This is a genomic window from Streptosporangium sp. NPDC000396 (genome assembly GCF_042898655.1).
Lineage (GTDB): Bacteria > Actinomycetota > Actinomycetes > Streptosporangiales > Streptosporangiaceae > Streptosporangium.
In genome coordinates, this window is sequence record NZ_JBIAZA010000026.1 from 118,820 (window position 1) to 134,203 (window position 15,384).

The 15,384-nt window shown below is 68.3% G+C and carries 13 protein-coding genes; 4 read left to right on the forward strand and 9 right to left on the reverse strand.

Translation table 11 applies throughout. The annotated features are described in order from the left end of the window. Position 1: 1 nt before the first annotated feature. A complete protein-coding gene (locus ACFY2X_RS34380; RefSeq protein WP_389946860.1) occupies positions 2-706 on the forward strand; it encodes a universal stress protein in 705 nt (234 codons plus the stop codon). On the opposite strand, the gene ACFY2X_RS34385 is transcribed toward ACFY2X_RS34380, so the two are convergent. After that, positions 698-955 carry a DUF1876 domain-containing protein gene (locus ACFY2X_RS34385; RefSeq protein WP_389946862.1) on the reverse strand — a complete coding sequence of 86 codons (258 nt, stop codon included), beginning with the start codon at positions 953-955 and terminating at the stop codon, positions 698-700. The genes ACFY2X_RS34380 and ACFY2X_RS34385 overlap by 9 nt on opposite strands. A gap of 107 nt (positions 956-1,062) precedes the next feature. Then, positions 1,063-2,181, reverse strand: coding sequence for a fructose-1,6-bisphosphate aldolase/phosphatase (gene fbp / locus ACFY2X_RS34390; RefSeq protein WP_389946864.1), 1,119 nt, complete (start codon positions 2,179-2,181; stop codon positions 1,063-1,065). Between the two features lie 328 nt (positions 2,182-2,509). Here fbp and acsA point away from each other — a divergent pair, with 328 nt between their 5' ends. Further along, complete coding sequence (gene acsA / locus ACFY2X_RS34395) at positions 2,510-4,282, forward strand: acetate--CoA ligase (RefSeq protein ID WP_389946866.1); 1,773 nt, start codon at positions 2,510-2,512, stop codon at positions 4,280-4,282. A gap of 86 nt (positions 4,283-4,368) precedes the next feature. Here the strand turns inward: acsA and ACFY2X_RS34400 are convergent, their stop codons facing one another. Genes ACFY2X_RS34400 through pdhA form a run of 4 tightly spaced genes read right to left on the reverse strand, consistent with a single transcriptional unit; the run spans position 4,369 to position 8,004 of the window. After that, the gene (locus ACFY2X_RS34400; protein WP_389946868.1) at positions 4,369-4,620 is read right to left on the reverse strand and encodes an acyl carrier protein; all 252 of its coding nucleotides are present in this window, start codon (positions 4,618-4,620) and stop codon (positions 4,369-4,371) included. Continuing rightward, complete coding sequence (locus ACFY2X_RS34405; protein ID WP_389946870.1) at positions 4,617-6,008, reverse strand: 2-oxo acid dehydrogenase subunit E2; 1,392 nt, start codon at positions 6,006-6,008, stop codon at positions 4,617-4,619. The genes ACFY2X_RS34400 and ACFY2X_RS34405 overlap by 4 nt, the downstream gene beginning before the upstream one ends. Further along, entirely contained in the window at positions 6,005-6,982 is a 978-nt protein-coding gene (locus ACFY2X_RS34410; protein WP_389946872.1) for an alpha-ketoacid dehydrogenase subunit beta, read from the reverse strand. Before ACFY2X_RS34410 ends, ACFY2X_RS34405 begins: the two co-directional genes overlap by 4 nt. Next, the gene (pdhA, locus tag ACFY2X_RS34415; protein ID WP_389946874.1) at positions 6,979-8,004 is read right to left on the reverse strand and encodes a pyruvate dehydrogenase (acetyl-transferring) E1 component subunit alpha; all 1,026 of its coding nucleotides are present in this window, start codon (positions 8,002-8,004) and stop codon (positions 6,979-6,981) included. Before pdhA ends, ACFY2X_RS34410 begins: the two co-directional genes overlap by 4 nt. A 225-nt stretch (positions 8,005-8,229) precedes the next feature. Here pdhA and ACFY2X_RS34420 point away from each other — a divergent pair, with 225 nt between their 5' ends. Then, positions 8,230-10,734 (forward strand): cation-translocating P-type ATPase, encoded by a 2,505-nt coding sequence (locus ACFY2X_RS34420; RefSeq protein ID WP_389946876.1) that lies wholly within the window; start codon positions 8,230-8,232, stop codon positions 10,732-10,734. A 178-nt stretch (positions 10,735-10,912) separates the two neighbouring features. Further along, entirely contained in the window at positions 10,913-13,426 is a 2,514-nt protein-coding gene (mgtA, locus tag ACFY2X_RS34425) for a magnesium-translocating P-type ATPase (protein WP_389946878.1), read from the forward strand. A gap of 191 nt (positions 13,427-13,617) precedes the next feature. Here mgtA and ACFY2X_RS34430 read toward each other — a convergent pair whose 3' ends face one another. The 3 genes from ACFY2X_RS34430 to ACFY2X_RS34440 form a co-directional block, all read right to left on the reverse strand. Continuing rightward, positions 13,618-14,049: an Hsp20/alpha crystallin family protein gene (locus ACFY2X_RS34430; RefSeq protein WP_389946880.1), complete on the reverse strand. Its 432-nt coding sequence runs from the start codon at positions 14,047-14,049 to the stop codon at positions 13,618-13,620. Between the two features lie 19 nt (positions 14,050-14,068). Beyond that, on the reverse strand, positions 14,069-14,347 hold the full coding sequence (locus tag ACFY2X_RS34435) for a hypothetical protein (RefSeq protein WP_389946882.1): 279 nt from the start codon (positions 14,345-14,347) through the stop codon (positions 14,069-14,071). Between the two features lie 400 nt (positions 14,348-14,747). Further along, entirely contained in the window at positions 14,748-15,020 is a 273-nt protein-coding gene (locus tag ACFY2X_RS34440) for an SHOCT domain-containing protein (protein WP_389946884.1), read from the reverse strand. Positions 15,021-15,384: the final 364 nt, after the last annotated feature.

Sequence of the window (15,384 nt, forward strand, 5' to 3'; positions counted from 1 at the left end):
TATGAGACACGTGCTGGCCGTTGTAGACGACGTAGGCGAAGCCGCTGACGTAAGCGGCATCGCCGAAGCGGTGGCGGAGGTCCTGCATGCAGACGTCCAAGAGGTTCATCTCGCCGTCGGCTCCAGGACGCAGGACGCCGCAACAGCGGCGCTCCACGAGCTCGAACGGGCGGGCACGCTTCTTGGCGTCCTCGCCGGAGATGCCCCATCCTGGGCCACTTCCTGGCGTGTCGTGCGCCGATCCACTAAACCGGTCATTTTGCTGCCCCCTTCTCTGAAGATGCCCCATAAGACCATCTCTCGGGTGCTTCTGCCGCTGGACGGCTCTCCCGAAGCCGCGGCCGCCGTCACCGAGACAGCGGAACTGTTCACGCGCACCGGCGTCGACCTGGTGGTTCTCCACGTCTTCGACGAGAACACCGTTCCCCGCTTCTGGGATCAGGCCGCACACGCCCGGCAGGCATGGGAGGAGGAGTTCCTGGCCCGTCACTGTGCGCATCCTGGGGTGCGCCTGGAGCTTCGCAGTGGAGTCGCCGGGGAGGAAGTGGTGAATGCGGCAGCCACGGAGCATGTGGATCTCATCGCGCTGGGATGGTCACAACGCGTCGAGGAGGGAAGAGCGCGAACCGTCCGCAGGACCGTGGCCGGCGCCGACGTCCCGGTCATGTTGATCCCGGTGGCACGGTGTGAGGGGCCTTCACCATGACGTGGGCCCGGTGAACTGGGCGATGTCCTCCGATGCGACGGTGAGCAGTCTGTTCGCCAGGTCGGTCAGCGCGCGGGCGGCCGCGAGCTCGTCGCCGATCTCGGGCACCGGCTCGTCGGCCGGGTTGCGACGCGCGTGGCCAGCCCCGACCAGGTGGGTTCTGTCCCGGGTGGACAGGATCGCTCGGGCAGAGGTGTCGTCGCCTTCTTCGGTGATATAGATCTGCACGGTCCATTGCTTGGCTTCCATGGGAGGAACCTCCGATCGGATGGGCGTCCGCGGTGCTGTGCCCCCGCGCATGCGGTAGGTCCGGTCACGTGGCGGCCGGGTCGGTGTGACTGGATCGGCCGTGCCGATCACCCCACAGGTGTCGCGATCTCTGTGGTCATCGGGGTCCAGCGGTGTGCCAGCTTCTTGGTGAGGGCGGACATGGTGGTGTACTCCAGGTCCTCCAGTGGCAGCCGGTGCGGTTCGAACGGGCCGTGGCGGCGGAAGTAGTCCATGATCTCGTTCGCTTGTTCGCGTGCCCGGTCGAAGGCTGGGTCGTCGAACATGTCGCGCGGGCCGATCAGTTTGCCGTCGTGGATCTGGAAGCCCAGGGCGACCACGCGCGGTGGGCCGTCGAATCGGGACGGGTGCGCGTATTCGATCGGAACCGGCAGGAACGGCGCGTGGTGTGAGCCGCGCATGCACCCCGCGACCGTATACGGGAAGGCGAAGGGCTCCAGCACCTCGCCGACGGCGGGCAGGCCGGACTGGCAGCGCACGATCATCACCGGGTCGTCCTTGCCGACGTACTTTCCGGCGATGAGGGACAACCGCTGGGTGCTGGTCGCGGCGGCGGTCTCGCCGAGGGTCTTGGAGCGGACACCGTGGATCACGTAGCGAGCCGGGGCGCCGATGTACATGAGCATGTCGTACAGGTCGGCCGGGCAGTCGAAGACGATGCGCTTCTCCTCGTACAGGTCGTAGACCTCGAAGCCGAAGCCGGCGTGCATCTTCTCGTCGATGACCAGGCCGGCGGTGTTGAAGGGATCGGCGAACATCTTGTACAGCGGCAGGTTCCAGGCCCCCGGTTCGGTCTTGTCGGCCAGGAAGCACAGGACCGGTTCGGAGCGGCGCTCCTCGAACTCCAACTCGGCGTAGCCGGGGCCCATGCCGCGCAGGTTGCCGGAGAAGGCGTCCGACAGCAGGTCCTGGCCCGCGCCGTACAGGCCGAGCTCCTTCGCGATATGGGTGGTGGCCTGGAAGGTGTCCCAGGCGAAGGAGTGGATGAGCCCCGCGTCGATGCCATAGGTATGGGTCATGATGAGCGAGATGTCGTCGCCGCAGCTGGCGACGTGGCCGTCAACGAGCAGCCCGGAGGTCGTCGCCCGGTCGATCTCACGGCGGGCCTCGGCCATCATGTCGGGGTGCACGGCCGAGTGCCCGACGAACCCCCCGGTGTCGGCCTTGATGATACTTAGAGTGATCATGGTGATCACCTCCCGTCAGCTTGCCCTTCCAATCTGGTCCGAGCCCTTCCACCTGCATAGGGCAGGAGGTCCCGGGGCGAGGGGACTTCCGTACCGTCGTCGGCGGTCGCTGGGCGCCGTCGTGGCCACAGCCGGTGCGGCCGGCGTCACGGCCTCCACGCATCGCCGGGCGATGAGATCGTTTTGGAGGCGTCCAGCCAGATCGGGAACGCGACGGGGAAGCAGGTGAGGTCTTCGGTCCCCCGTATCGAGGACTTCCGCATCTGCCAGGCACATCGGATCGATCACACGCTGGAACGACACCCCCGACACCGTCGAGGAGGCCGTGATGACGTGGGACCCCATCCATAAGACCGGACATCAGATCGTCCGGGCCAATCTGACGGACTACGAACGTGAATGCCGGGAGTTTTCCTGGCGGACAGCTCGGCGATCGCTGCGCGGTCTGCCCGGCGGCCGGGGGTTGAACATCGCTTACGAGGCCGTGGACCGCCACATGGACACCTCGCGGCGCGATCGGGTGGCGCTTTGGTGCGTCGGCAAGGACGACAAGGTCACCGAGCTGACCTACCGGGATCTGTACTTTGCCACCAACCGCTTCGCCAATGTGCTGCGCGGGTTGGGGGTGGGCAAGGGCGAGCGGGTGTTCACGTTGCTCGGCAGGGTGCCTGATCTTTATGTCGCCGTCCTCGGTACGCTGAAGAACCTCAGTGTGCTGTCTCCGCTGTTCTCCGCCTTCGGCCCCGAGCCGATCCGCGAGCGGCTGCGCCTTGGTGACGGACGGGTGCTGGTGACCACCCCGGAGTTCTACGTGCGGAAGATCGCCGCGATCCGGGAGTCCCTGCCGGGTCTCAAGCATGTATTGGTCACCGGCGGCGGGCCCGCGCCCGAGGGCACCCTGCTGCTGGGTGAGCTGATGGCCGGCGCGCGCGGGGAGTTTGACATTCCGCCCACCGATCCTGAGGACATGGCGCTCCTGCACTTCACCAGCGGGACCACCGGCAGGCCGAAGGGCGCGGTGCACGTGCATGAGGCCGTGGTCGCTCACCACGTCACCGCGGCCTACGCTCTTGACCTGCGTTCCTCGGATGTTTTCTGGTGCACCGCCGATCCCGGCTGGGTCACCGGAATGTCGTACGGCGTCATCGCGCCCCTCAGCATGGGGCTCACCCTCGTGGCCGACGCGGGTGAGTTCGACGCGCGGCGCTGGTATCGCGTGCTGCGGGACCAGCGGGTGACTGTCTGGTACACCTCGCCGACGGCCCTGCGCATGCTCATGCGTCACGGCGGCACCCTCGCCCGCGAATACGACCTGTCCAGGCTGCGGTTCGTCGCCAGCGTGGGAGAGCCGCTCAATCCCGAGGTGGCGATCTGGGGCCTGCGCGCGCTCGGCCTGCCGATCCATGACAACTGGTGGCAGACCGAGACCGGCGCCATCATGATCAGCAACTATGCCGCGATGGACATCAAGCCGGGTTCCATGGGCCGTCCGCTACCCGGGGTCGAGGCGGCGTTGCTGGAGCGCGGCGAGGACGGCCGTGCCCGGGTCGTCGACGGGCGCGTGCGGGTGATGGAGGAGCCTGACGTCGAGGGGGAGCTTGCACTGCGTCCTGGCTGGCCCTCGATGTTCCGCGGCTATCTGGGCGAGCCGGAGAGGTACGCCAAGGCGTTTGCCGGAGGCTGGTACCTGTCCGGCGACATCGCTCGAAAGGACAAGGAAGGATACTTCTGGTTCGTCGCCCGTGCCGACGACGTCATCAAGTCCGCCGGCCACCTTATCGGGCCGTTCGAGGTCGAGAGCGTGCTGATGGAGCACCCCGCCGTCGCCGAGGCCGGCGTGATCGGCAAGCCCGATCCGGTGGCAGGTGAACTGGTGAAAGCCTTCGTCACGCTCAATTCCGGCTTCGAGCCCGCCGAAAGGCTCCGGCTGGAGCTGATCGCCTTCGGCCGCCGCCGTCTGGGCGCGGTCGCCCCCAAGGAGATCGTCTTCGACCAGAACCTTCCGCACACCCGCAGCGGCAAGGTCATGCGCCGCCTCCTCAAGGCCCGCGAACTCGGCCTGCCCGAAGGCGACACCTCGACTCTCGAGCGCCCCGCCTAGGAATCGCGTGATCAGAAGATTCGTCGATCACGTTCCTCCACTGTGAATTCTGAACAAGGACTCGAACACCACGAGGGTGAACCGGGTCACCCCGTTCTCGTGCGGGTGGCCAGGAAGCTCGCCCCGCCCGCCACCGTGGTGAACGCGGGATAGTCGTCCTCTTCGATGCGGTAGCCGCTGGCGCCGCTCAGTATCTCCACATATTTGAGGAAGTCCAGGGAGTCCAGTTCGAGAATGTCGCGGAAGTCGGCGTCCGGGGGGAGTGCCGCCAGGTCGGCGTCTGGCGCAACCTGGCTCAGCGCGCTCTTGATGAGCTCCCGTGCTTGTTGCGGGGTCATAGTTCCTCCGGTTGGGTGAGCAGCCGGTCGACGGCGGTGAGGAACCGGCCGCCGGTGTAGCCGTCGGTGGCGCGGTGATCGGCGGCGAGGGTGACGGTGACCAGGGGCCGGACGCCAAGCAGCCCATCGACGGCCCAGGGGCGTTCGAGGATCTTGCCGAAGCCGACGAGGGCCACCTGCGGGGGATAGATGACGCCGTGAACCACCTCGACCCCCTGGTCGCCCAGGTTGGTGACGGTGATGGTCGCCTCGGTCATCTCGGCGCTGCGCAGCCGTCCAGTGCGTGACCGGGCGACCAGGTCTTTCAGCGCGGCCATGAGGTCGCCGAGATCGCGGCTGGCGGCGTCGTGCAGGGCGGGTGCGATCAGGCCGCCGCCCTTGAGCGAGATCGCCACCCCCAGGTGCACCGCGTCGCCGGGTACGAAGGCGTCGTCGAGCCAGAAGCCGTTCAGCTGCGGGATCTCCCCGGCGGCGCGGGCGGCCGCTTTGAGGAGCAGAGCCGCGGGGAGCAGGCGTTCGGCCACCGGCAGATCCCGGTTACGCTCGCGCAGCCACGCGAGCGCCGCGCTCATGTCCACGGTCGTGCTCAGGTGGTAGTGCGGGATCTCCCGGTTCGACTTGGCCATCGCCCTCGCGATCGCCTGACGCATCGCCTCTCGGCGGCGTTCCAGGTCGGGTTCCCGTACGGCCTGCGCACCCGCGGCGGGTGTCGCCTGCCCGGGTATGGCCCGCACCGTCTCGTCTCGTGGCCCTGTCTCACCGCGTGTGGCCGCCTCACGCACGTCATCGGCGCAGATCGCCCCGGTACGGCCCGTGCCGTGGACGCCGGCCAGATCGACGCCGAGTTCCAGAGCAAGCCTGCGGGCGAACGGCGAGGCCTTCACTCTGGCGGGATGTTCGGCGTGTTCGACGTCCGCTCGGGTCACCCGCCCCCCCGGTCCCGTCCCGTGCATGGCCGCCACGTCCACTCCCCGTTGTTCGGCAAGATGCCGGACAAGCGGTGAGGTGACGGGCGATGGAACATGCGGCCGACCTGGTTCCGGCACGCCGCTCACCGGGGCCGGTCCTCGCCGCGCCCGCTTCCCACCAGGTTCGGAGGACGGTGGCTTCCGGGCGGTCGGCGGGCGCTTGACGGCGGCCGCGATGCCGGTGATGACGGCCAGGGGCGTTCCGACGGGAACCCGCTCACCGATCCCCACCAGCAGGCTCTCCACCACGCCGGTCTGGAAGGATTCGACCTCGATCAGGGCCTTGTCGGTGTCTATCACCGCGATGACGTCGCCCTTGCGAATTTGGTCCCCGGGCTTGACCAGCCATTCGGCGACGGTGCCCGATTCCATGTCCGCACCGAGCGAGGGCATCAGGAACTCCTGCCGTTCCCCTGTCATGAGGCGACCACCTCTCGCACGGCCGCAGCGATCGCGGCCACCTGGGGAATGGCGGCTTCCTCCAAGTGACGGGCATAGGGGATGGGGACCTCGGCGGTGCACAGCCGCTCGATCGGCGCGTCGAGCTCGTAGAAGGCCTGCTCGACGATACGGGTGCTGATCTCGGCCGACAGACTGCCCGAGCGCCAGCCCTCGTCCACGATGACGACCCGATGCGTCCGGTTAACCGACTGCATGATCGTGGTGTCGTCGAGGGGGCGCAAAATGCGCAGGTCGATCACATCTGCCTCGATGTCCTCAGAGGCGAGCGTGTCGGCGGCCGACAGCGTCTTCCCCACGGTGCCGCCGTAGGCGATCAGCGTGACGTCCTTGCCGGATCGCCGCAGCGCGGCACGGGTGATGTCCACCGGACCAGGGCGCGGCACCCCCGACATGTTGTACAGCGCGCCATGCTCGAAGATCAGCACGGGGTCGGGGTCCTCCAGAGCCGGCCAGAGCATGCCGCGGGCGTCCTCCAGCGTCGCGGGGGCGAGGATCTTCAGGCCCGGGATGTGGGCGTACCAGCCCTCCAGGCTGTGCGAATGCTGAGCGGCGAGCTGCCGCCCGGCTCCGGTGGTCATCCGGATCACCAGCGGGACGTTGAACTGGCCCCCGGACATGTGCAACAGCGTCGCGGCGTTGTTGAGGATCTGGTCAAGGGCCAGCAGGCTGAAGTTGACCGTCATGATCTCGACGATCGGCCGCATGCCGCCCAGCGCCGCCCCGATGCCGGCGCCGACGAACGCCGACTCCGACAGCGGGGTGTCACGGATGCGCTCAGGGCCGAACTCCTCCAGCAGGCCCAGGCTCACCGCGAAGCAACCACCGTAGGCACCGACGTCCTCGCCCATGAGGAACACGCGATCATCGCGGCGCATCGCCTCGCGGATCGCCTCCCTCATGGCCTCGCGATAGGTCGTCTTGGCCTCGCTCACGATGCCACCTCCGCCGACCTCTCAGGCGTCGTACCGCGCGTTGACGGTGTCTCGCTGTAGACGAAACGGGTAAGGTCCTCCACCGGCTCGACGGGTGCCTGCTCGGCGAAGGTGATGGCCTGGTCGATCTCCGCGGATATCTCCTTCTCCATCACAGCGAGATCATCGTCCGTGATCTCCCTGGCGGCCTTCATCCGCGCGATGAGAGCGTCGATCGGGTCGCGCCTCTTCCACTGCTCGATCTCGGCCTTGTCCCGGTAACGGTCGGGGTCATACATCGAATGGGCGCGGAAGCGGTAGGTGCGCAGCTCAAGGAAGTGCGGTCCGGCTCCGGCGCGGATCGACTCGGTGGCCCTGGCCGTGGCCTCGCTGACCGCCGACGCGTCCATCCCGTTCACCGGCCAGGCCACGACGTCGTAGGATGCCGCGCGGAGCGCCAGATCGGTCTCAGCATGGGACCTCGCCAGCGCGGTGCCCATCGCGTACAGGTTGTTCTCACAGGCGAACAGCACCGGCAGCCGCCACAGCGCGGCCAGGTTGAGACATTCGTGGAACTCTCCCTCCGCCACCGCGCCGTCGCCGAAGAAGCAAGCGGTCACCCGGCTCCGCCCCTGGAGCTTGTCGGCGAGGGCGAGCCCGACTGCTATGGGAAGGCCGCCGCCGACGATCGCGCTCCCGCCGTAGAAGCGGTGGGCGGCGTCGAAGATGTGCATGGAGCCGCCCCGGCCCCGGCTGCATCCCGTGGCCTTGCCGTACATTTCGGCCATGATCGTCGTGGCCGGTACTCCGCGGACGAGCGCGTGCCCGTGCTCGCGATAGGTGGAGACGACTGCGTCGTCCGGGGTGAGCGCGTGGCAGACTCCTGCGGCCACTGCCTCCTCCCCGATGTAGAGGTGCATGAATCCGCGGATCTTCTCGCTGCTGTACAGCTCGACGCAGCGCTCTTCGAATCGGCGGATGCGCAGCATCTGGTGTAGCAGCTCCCGCTGCGGGGAGGTCCGCGTCTTGTTCTTCGGTGCCATGGGTCTGTCCTCGCGTGCGAGTGCCCGTCATACCCACTGTCGATGCTGTACGACGGAACGGACAGAGACGAAGGTCCCATCTCCTCAGGTAGTTCGGCGGCCTCGCGCAGCCACCGCCTTTGGCGGCCGATTGGTATTTCCTGAGGTTCGGGGAGACCGAAGGTCCCACGTTCGTGTGACGGTTTCCTCTATGCCGGCGATCCTTCCGCTCGGAAGCGTGAAGGCATGCCGACCACGTCTCGGGCACGATCGGGCCTGACTTCCGCGGAGGTGGCGCGGCGACTCGCCGACGAGGGGCCGAACGTACTGCCAGAGGGAAAGCGGTCGCCACCGTTGGCGCTGTTACTGCGCGAGATGGTCCATTTCTTCGCGTTGATGCTCTGGGCGGCGACAGGACTGGCGCTCCTGGCGGGCATGCCCCAGCTGGCGCTGGCCATCGTGGTGGTGGTGGTGCTGAACGGCGCGTTCGCGTTCGTCCAGGAATATCGCGCGGACAAGGCGGGCCGACGTCTGCGGGAGCTGATACCCGCCGATGTCAAAGTCGTCCGGGACGGGCGCCGCGTGGTGGTGAACGCCGCGGATCTGGTCGTAGGGGACACCGTGCTGCTGGAGGCAGGAGATCGGATCTCGGCCGACCTGGAGCTTGCCGAGGCGCACGCGCTGGCGGTCAACGAGTCGATGCTGACGGGGGAGAGCGTCCCGGTGCGACCCCGTGAAGGGGCCACGGTCTTTGCGGGGACCTTCGTGGTCGAGGGGGAGGCGGTCGGCGTCACGACGGCTACGGGTGCGCGTACCCGGCTGGCCGCCGTGGCCGCGCTCACCCGTAGCGCGACCCGGCCGCCGAGCCCGCTCGCCCGTCAGCTCGCGAAGGTCGTCAAGGCGGTCGCCGCGATCGCGCTCGGTGTCGGCGTAGTGTTCTTCGCCCTGTCCCTGCTGCTGGGAATGGAGCCCTCAGCCGGTTTCCTGTTCGCTCTCGGAGTCACGGTCGCGCTGGTCCCGGAGGGGTTGCTGCCCACCGTCACGCTGTCACTGGCACGGGCGGCACAGCAGATGGCGGCGCAGAAGGCCCTGGTCCGCCATCTGGAGGCCGTGGAGACCCTCGGTTCGGCCACCTTCATCTGCACGGACAAGACCGGCACCCTCACCCGCAACGAGATGACCGTCGTGGAGGTATGGACACCTGGGGGCGTCCTCGATCTCGCCGAGCCGGAGTCCGCCGCCGAGATCATGCACTCCGCCGTACTCAGCTCGACCGGACGGCTGGTCCGCATGAACGGCCGCTGGACGCCGGTCGGCGACCCGATGGAGGTGGCCCTGCACGCGTTGGCGCTGCGTGCCGGATCGAGGGAGGACGGGACGGTCACCAAGCGCTTCCCGTTCGACCCCGGCCGCCGCCGCTCCTCGGTGATCGCCGACGGTGTGCTCCACGTCAAGGGCGCCCCGGACTCGGTCCTGCCACTGTGCGCGGCCGTACCCGGGGCGGAACAGGCGCTGGAGGCGTTGAGCCGGGACGGGCTTCGCGTCCTGGCCGTCGCCCGCCGCACCGCTCCGGCCGATTCCACCGTCGCGAAGGCGGAGCGGGACCTCACGCTGCTCGGTCTCGTGGGCCTGGAGGACCCACCCCGCGACGACGTCGCGGAGGCCATAGGTAAATGCCGCCTCGCCGGGATCAAGCTCGCCATGATCACCGGTGACCACCCCGGCACCGCACGCGCGATCGCGAAGGAGGTCGGCCTGCTCGGCCCGGAGGAACTCGTGGTCACCGGTGCCACGCTGCCCGAGGAGGACGACGCCCTCGGAGAACTGCTCGATCGCGACGGAGTCGTGATCGCCAGAGTGACACCGGAGGACAAGCTGCGCATCGCCCGTGCACTACGCAGGCGCGGGCACGTGGTGGCGATGACCGGAGACGGGGTCAACGACGGGCCCGCATTGCGCGAGGCCGACATCGGGGTGGCCATGGGCGCCTCGGGCACCGACGTCGCCCGCGAGGCAGCGGACCTGGTACTGCTGGACGATCATTTCGCGACCATCGTCACGGCGGTGGAACTCGGGCGGACCACCTACGCCAATATCCGCAGGTTCCTTACCTACCACCTGACCGACAACGTCGCCGAGCTGACGCCGTTCGTTGTCTGGGCGCTCAGTGGCGGCACGATTCCGCTCGCGCTCACCGTACTGCAGGTGCTCGCCCTCGACATCGGCACTGACCTGCTGCCCGCCCTCGCCCTGGGGGCCGAACCGCCCAATCCCCGAACCATGCACGGCCCGGCGCGGACGGGCTCGCTGGTGGACCGGCACCTGATCCGCCGGGTGTTCGGAGTCCTCGGGCCCGCGGAAGCCGTCGTGGAGATGACAGGTTTCGTCGCGGTGCTGATGCTGGGCGGTTGGACGTTGGGCGCCGAACCGTCGCCGGTTCTGCTCGCCGCGGCCTCGGGTACAGCCTTCGCCGCCGTGGTCCTCGGCCAACTCGCCAACGCCTTCGCCTGCCGTAGCGAGACCCGGTGGGCCGGACGCCTGCACTGGACGGGCAATCCCCTCCTGATCTGGGCGGTTACGATCGAGGTCGCGATACTGCTGGTTTTCGTCGGTTTCCCGCCGCTGGCGAGCCTGCTCGGCGGATCGTTCCCCCCACCCGCGGGCTGGGCGCTGGCGGCGCTGGCCATGCCCGCTGTCGTGGCTGCCGACGCGCTGCACAAGGCGGTCCGGTCTCGGACCGGCTCCACATGAGAGCGTCGGAGGCCGTTTCTTGGCGGGGCGGACAATCCGTTGATCACCGGTGGTGAGGGAAGAGACCATGGCGGGCCGGGCAGGGACCTTTGCCTCTGGGGTGGTCGCCGGTCGTGTGGTGCGATCGGGCAGAGGAAATTCCGATGGCGCCGCTCTTCGACACCTGGGAGGTGCGCTGATGGAGCCCCCTGTCCCCGCGACCGGATCCCGGCCAGGCGGGGAGAAGGCCGAGGCGGGGCCGATGGCGGGTTGTCGCGATGGCCTGTCCAGCGACCAGGCCCGGCGACGCTTGGCCGAAAACGGCCCCAACCGTGTCGATGTCACCTCCGGGCATCGGGGCCTGCGCCTGCTGCTGGTCCAGTTCACCAGCCCGATCGTGCTGATCCTGATCGCGGCGACGGTGGTGTCGATGGTGCTGGGTGACCTGGCCGATGGATTGATCATTCTGGTGATCATCGCGGCCAGCGGGGCCCTGGGGTTTTGGCAGGAGCACACCGCCGGCCGGGCGATCGACACACTGCTGGCCCGGGTGCGCGTCGAGGCCGAGGTGATCAGGGACGGGCGGGAGGTCTCCGTGCCCGCCGAGGAGATCGTCGTCGGGGATCTGGTGGTGCTGCGCGTCGGGGACATCGTCCCGGCTGACTGCACGGTCACCGAGTCGCGCAGTCTGCTGGTCGATGAGGCCGCGCTGACCGGGGAGTCGTTTCCGGTGGAGAAGTCATCGGAGCCGGTTCCGGCGGATGGACCGCTGCCGGGCGGGACCGGCATGCTGTTCGCCGGTACCCACGTGGTCAGCGGCGCGGGCACGGCCGTGGTGGCGCGCACCGGCCGGGCCACCAAGTTCGCCGCGCTGACCGCCGGGCTGGCTGCCCGTGACGTCACCACCGGGTTCGAGCGGGGGATGACCCGGTTCGGCCTGCTGCTGGTGCGGGTGATGGTCGTCCTCGTCTGTGTGATCTTCGTGGTGAACCTGGTGCTGGACCGCCCGGTCGTGGAGTCGGTGCTGTTCTCCCTGGCGCTGGCCGTGGGTCTGACTCCGCAGCTGCTGCCGGCGATCGTCGCGGTCAGCCTGTCGGCCGGTGCCCGCCGCATGGCGGCGGAGCAGGTCATCGTCAAACGGCTGGACGCCATCGAGGACTTCGGCGCGATGACGGTGCTGTGCACCGACAAGACCGGTACCCTCACCGGCGGGGTGATCCGGCTGGACGGCGCCTACGGCCTCGATGGTGAGACCAGCGCGCAGGTGCTGCGCCTGGCCCGGCTCAATGCCGGTCTGCAGCACGGCTTCACCAACCCGCTCGACCAGGCTGTGCTGGCCGATGCGCCGCCCGCCGATCCGCGGGCCCGACTGGACGAGGTGCCCTATGACTTCCAGCGCAAGCGGCTGTCGGTGCTGGTGGACGAGGCCGGCATGCCCACCCTGGTGACCAAGGGCGCGCTGGCCGGGATCATGCAGGTATGCGCGACAGCCCGCGCGGGTGGTCGGATCGTGCCGCTGGAATCGGTGCGCGCCGCTGTGCAGCGACGTTTCGCCGAGCTCAGCTCCGGCGGCTACCGGGTACTGGGCCTGGCCACCGCGGCGCTGCCCGGCCGTTCAACGGTCGGCGTCGCCGACGAGACGAACATGACGCTGATGGGGTTACTGGCCTTCCACGATCCGCCCAAGCAGGGCGCCGCCGAGGCCATCGGCGAGCTGACCGGCCTGGGCGTCTCGGTGCGGCTGATCACCGGCGACAACCGGCTGGCTGCCGAGCACGTCGCCCACCAGGTGGGACTGACCGGCCCCGCGCTCACCGGCGCCGACATCGATCCCCTCGGCGACGACGAGCTGGCCGAGCGTGCCGCGCACACGCAGATCTTCGCTGAGATCGACCCCTTGCACAAGGAGCGGGTGGTCCGGGCGCTGCGGGCCGCGGGCGCCACGGTCGGGTTCCTCGGCGACGGCATCAACGACGCGCCCGCCCTGCACACCGCCGACGTCGGCATCTCTGTCGATACTGCGGTCGACGTCGCCAAGCAGTCGGCGGTCATCGTGCTGCTGGACAAGGACCTCGGGGTCGTCGCCGACGGCGTCCGCCTGGGTCGGCAGACCTTCGCCAACACCCTCAAGTACGTGCGGGTGACCACCAGCGCCAATTTCGGCAACATGGCCAGCATGGCGGCGGCCGCGGCGTTCCTGCCTTTCCTACCGCTGTTACCCCGGCAGATTCTGCTGCTGAACTTCCTGTCCGACATTCCCGCCACCGCTATTGCCGCCGACGCCGTCGATCCCGAGCAGCTGCGCCGTCCCAGCGCCTGGAACATCACCGCCATCCGCACCTTCATGATCGCTTTCGGGGTGCTCAGTTCCGTCTTCGACATCGCCACGTTCCTGGTGCTGCGGCTGGGCTTCCACGCCGGCGCCGACCTCTTTCGTACCGGCTGGTTCATCGAGTCCACCGCCACCGAGCTGGCCGTCATGCTCCTTCTGCGCACCCGTCGGCCGTTCTTCCGCTCCCGTCCCGGACGCGCACTGCTGATCAGCAGTGCGTTGGTGGCGCTCGTCACCGTGGCGGTGCCATACACACCGCTGGCCGAGCCGCTCGGCCTGGTGGCACCGCCGATGACCGTTCTGGCCGCCCTGGGGGTCCTGACGCTGCTGTACATCGCGGCCAACGAGATCGCGAAACGGTTCCTGCCCGCCGATCAATGACACCCTGCGGCAGATCCCGCCGGTGACCTGCCACAACAGGCGCGCAACGGCAGCACACGGGAGAACGCCCGTCGGAGCGGAAAAAGGTCAGTGCGAAAAAGGGCCAGCAACGTGGAGATGCCGACGCCGTTCCCGGGGCGTGCGCCGGGCCCGCTCCCGGCGGAGCGGGCTCGGCCGGATGGTCAGGAGGGTCACTGCTCCTTCTGCGCCTGCGTATCGATCTGGATTCGCCTTCCTTCCTCCTTCTTCTCGGCCAGTTTCACGCTGACCTCGAGGATCCCCTTGTCGTAGACGGCCTTGACATCGTTCTCGTCGACGCCGGGAGGCAGCGTGATGGAGCGGGTGAACGTCCCGTACCGGAACTCGCTCTGTCCCTGTTCCTTCTGCTCCTCGCGTCGCTCCGCGTGGATGGTGAGGACGCCGCTGGCCAGAGTGATTTCCACATCCTTCTCGGGATCGATGCCCGGCAGCTCGGCACGCAGGACGTACCGGCCGTCCCTGACGTAGTCCTCGAACCGGATGGTCTGCCAGGCCTGTGACCGGGCAGCGGACAGCGGCCATTCCAGCCAGTTGAACAACTCGGGGAAGAGGCCCCTCGGCTCTCGGCGCATCGGCATGTTCATGTTGCACCTCCATGTCCCGTCAGGTGCTTCCTGCCTTGTCCATCCCATCTCTGCGGCAGCCTCCGGCGCAGGAGGCAGAGGTCCTCGATGGCAGAGCCTTTGGACCTGCCGCGCGGCGCCTGAGATTGGCGATCTCGGTGTGGGCACGGCTCATGGTGCCGGTCGGATCCGTGCCCCCGAGGACGCGTGCCACTTCGGGGTGAAGCACCCGTTCGTCATCCCGCTCGTAGGCGGCGAGCCGCTGCCCGAGGAACTCGATCAGTTCCTCGGGCATCTCGCCCAAGGGGCTGTCTGTCATCCGTTCTGCCAATTCAGGCAGCCGCTCGATCCTCGGCCAGAGCCTGCGATGCTTCTCTCCGAGCCTCCGAGGCGGCATACCAGGTCCGCAGAGTTCCCACGCAGGCGCGGCAGCCGATGGATGCTTCCCTCTCCGAGTGCCCGCAGCGCGTTGAAGATCACCGCCGCATCGATGCCCTCCTGCAGCAAGGCGTCCGTCCAGGGTGGGGGTGAGCCGCCTGGCGGCGACCACCCAGTTGGCCTTGCCCACCGCCACGGTTCGGCCTCCGACCCTGCCGCGGATTCCCTGATCAGAGTGATCACTGTGGCCCCCTAATGTCGAGCTCAAGGCTCGTCTCACGGCAGTCACCCGGGAGTGTCGGGCATGACTTCGGGCAAGATCTGGGAAGTCTGACCTTCCTCTATCCGGATTGACCGAGATGGGTGAGCCGGTCGCGGTACTCCTCGGTGGAGATCTCACCGCGGGCGTACCGCTCGGACAGGATGTCGCGCGCTCGGTCCAGCCCGGAGCGCTCAGGCGGTGGGGCAGGTCGCGAACCCGAAGCCGCCCGGGTGACAAGCCAGACCACCAGGGCGATGAGGCCCACCCAGAACAGCATCATGAGGCCTCCCCAGAGCCAGCCCCATCCGCCGCCCCACATGTGACCCCAGCCACCCCAGGAATCTGTGGTCATGAATGCCATGTTCATTGGCTTCCCTGCTCTGATCCTGGACTCCGTCGGACCAGATGGCGCACACGGTCCGCCGGTAATCCTTTTCCCTCGTTTTCAGCATCAAGGATCGAGATCTGGCGGAGAAGGACTAAAGGTCCTCCCTGAGCAGGTCCATGGGCCCTGAGGTGGTGGGTGAAGCAGTCTCATGATGGGACTATGAGTTCGGCTGGTCGTTTGGACGCCTTCCGTGCACTGGCCAACCGGCGGGGGCGTCCTGGTGTCCGATTGATGGAGTCCCTGGCCGAGGCCGCCGCCGGGTCGGTGGACGGCCCGCGGGCGTGGGCGCCCGGGGTGGCCAGGCGCCTGGGTCTGCCGGCGGCCGCCG

Coding starts and splice junctions, on each gene's coding strand:
- mgtA (WP_389946878.1), top strand. CDS start 10,913: ATGGAGCCCCCTGTCCCCGCGACCGGATCCCGGCCAGGCGGGGAGAAG.
- ACFY2X_RS34420 (WP_389946876.1), top strand. CDS start 8,230: ATGCCGACCACGTCTCGGGCACGATCGGGCCTGACTTCCGCGGAGGTG.
- ACFY2X_RS34440 (WP_389946884.1), bottom strand. CDS start 15,020: ATGACCACAGATTCCTGGGGTGGCTGGGGTCACATGTGGGGCGGCGGA.
- ACFY2X_RS34380 (WP_389946860.1), top strand. CDS start 2: ATGAGACACGTGCTGGCCGTTGTAGACGACGTAGGCGAAGCCGCTGAC.
- ACFY2X_RS34385 (WP_389946862.1), bottom strand. CDS start 955: ATGGAAGCCAAGCAATGGACCGTGCAGATCTATATCACCGAAGAAGGC.
- acsA (WP_389946866.1), top strand. CDS start 2,510: ATGACGTGGGACCCCATCCATAAGACCGGACATCAGATCGTCCGGGCC.
- fbp (WP_389946864.1), bottom strand. CDS start 2,181: ATGATCACTCTAAGTATCATCAAGGCCGACACCGGGGGGTTCGTCGGG.
- ACFY2X_RS34430 (WP_389946880.1), bottom strand. CDS start 14,049: ATGAACATGCCGATGCGCCGAGAGCCGAGGGGCCTCTTCCCCGAGTTG.
- ACFY2X_RS34400 (WP_389946868.1), bottom strand. CDS start 4,620: ATGACCCCGCAACAAGCACGGGAGCTCATCAAGAGCGCGCTGAGCCAG.
- ACFY2X_RS34435 (WP_389946882.1), bottom strand. CDS start 14,347: ATGACAGACAGCCCCTTGGGCGAGATGCCCGAGGAACTGATCGAGTTC.
- pdhA (WP_389946874.1), bottom strand. CDS start 8,004: ATGGCACCGAAGAACAAGACGCGGACCTCCCCGCAGCGGGAGCTGCTA.
- ACFY2X_RS34405 (WP_389946870.1), bottom strand. CDS start 6,008: ATGACAGGGGAACGGCAGGAGTTCCTGATGCCCTCGCTCGGTGCGGAC.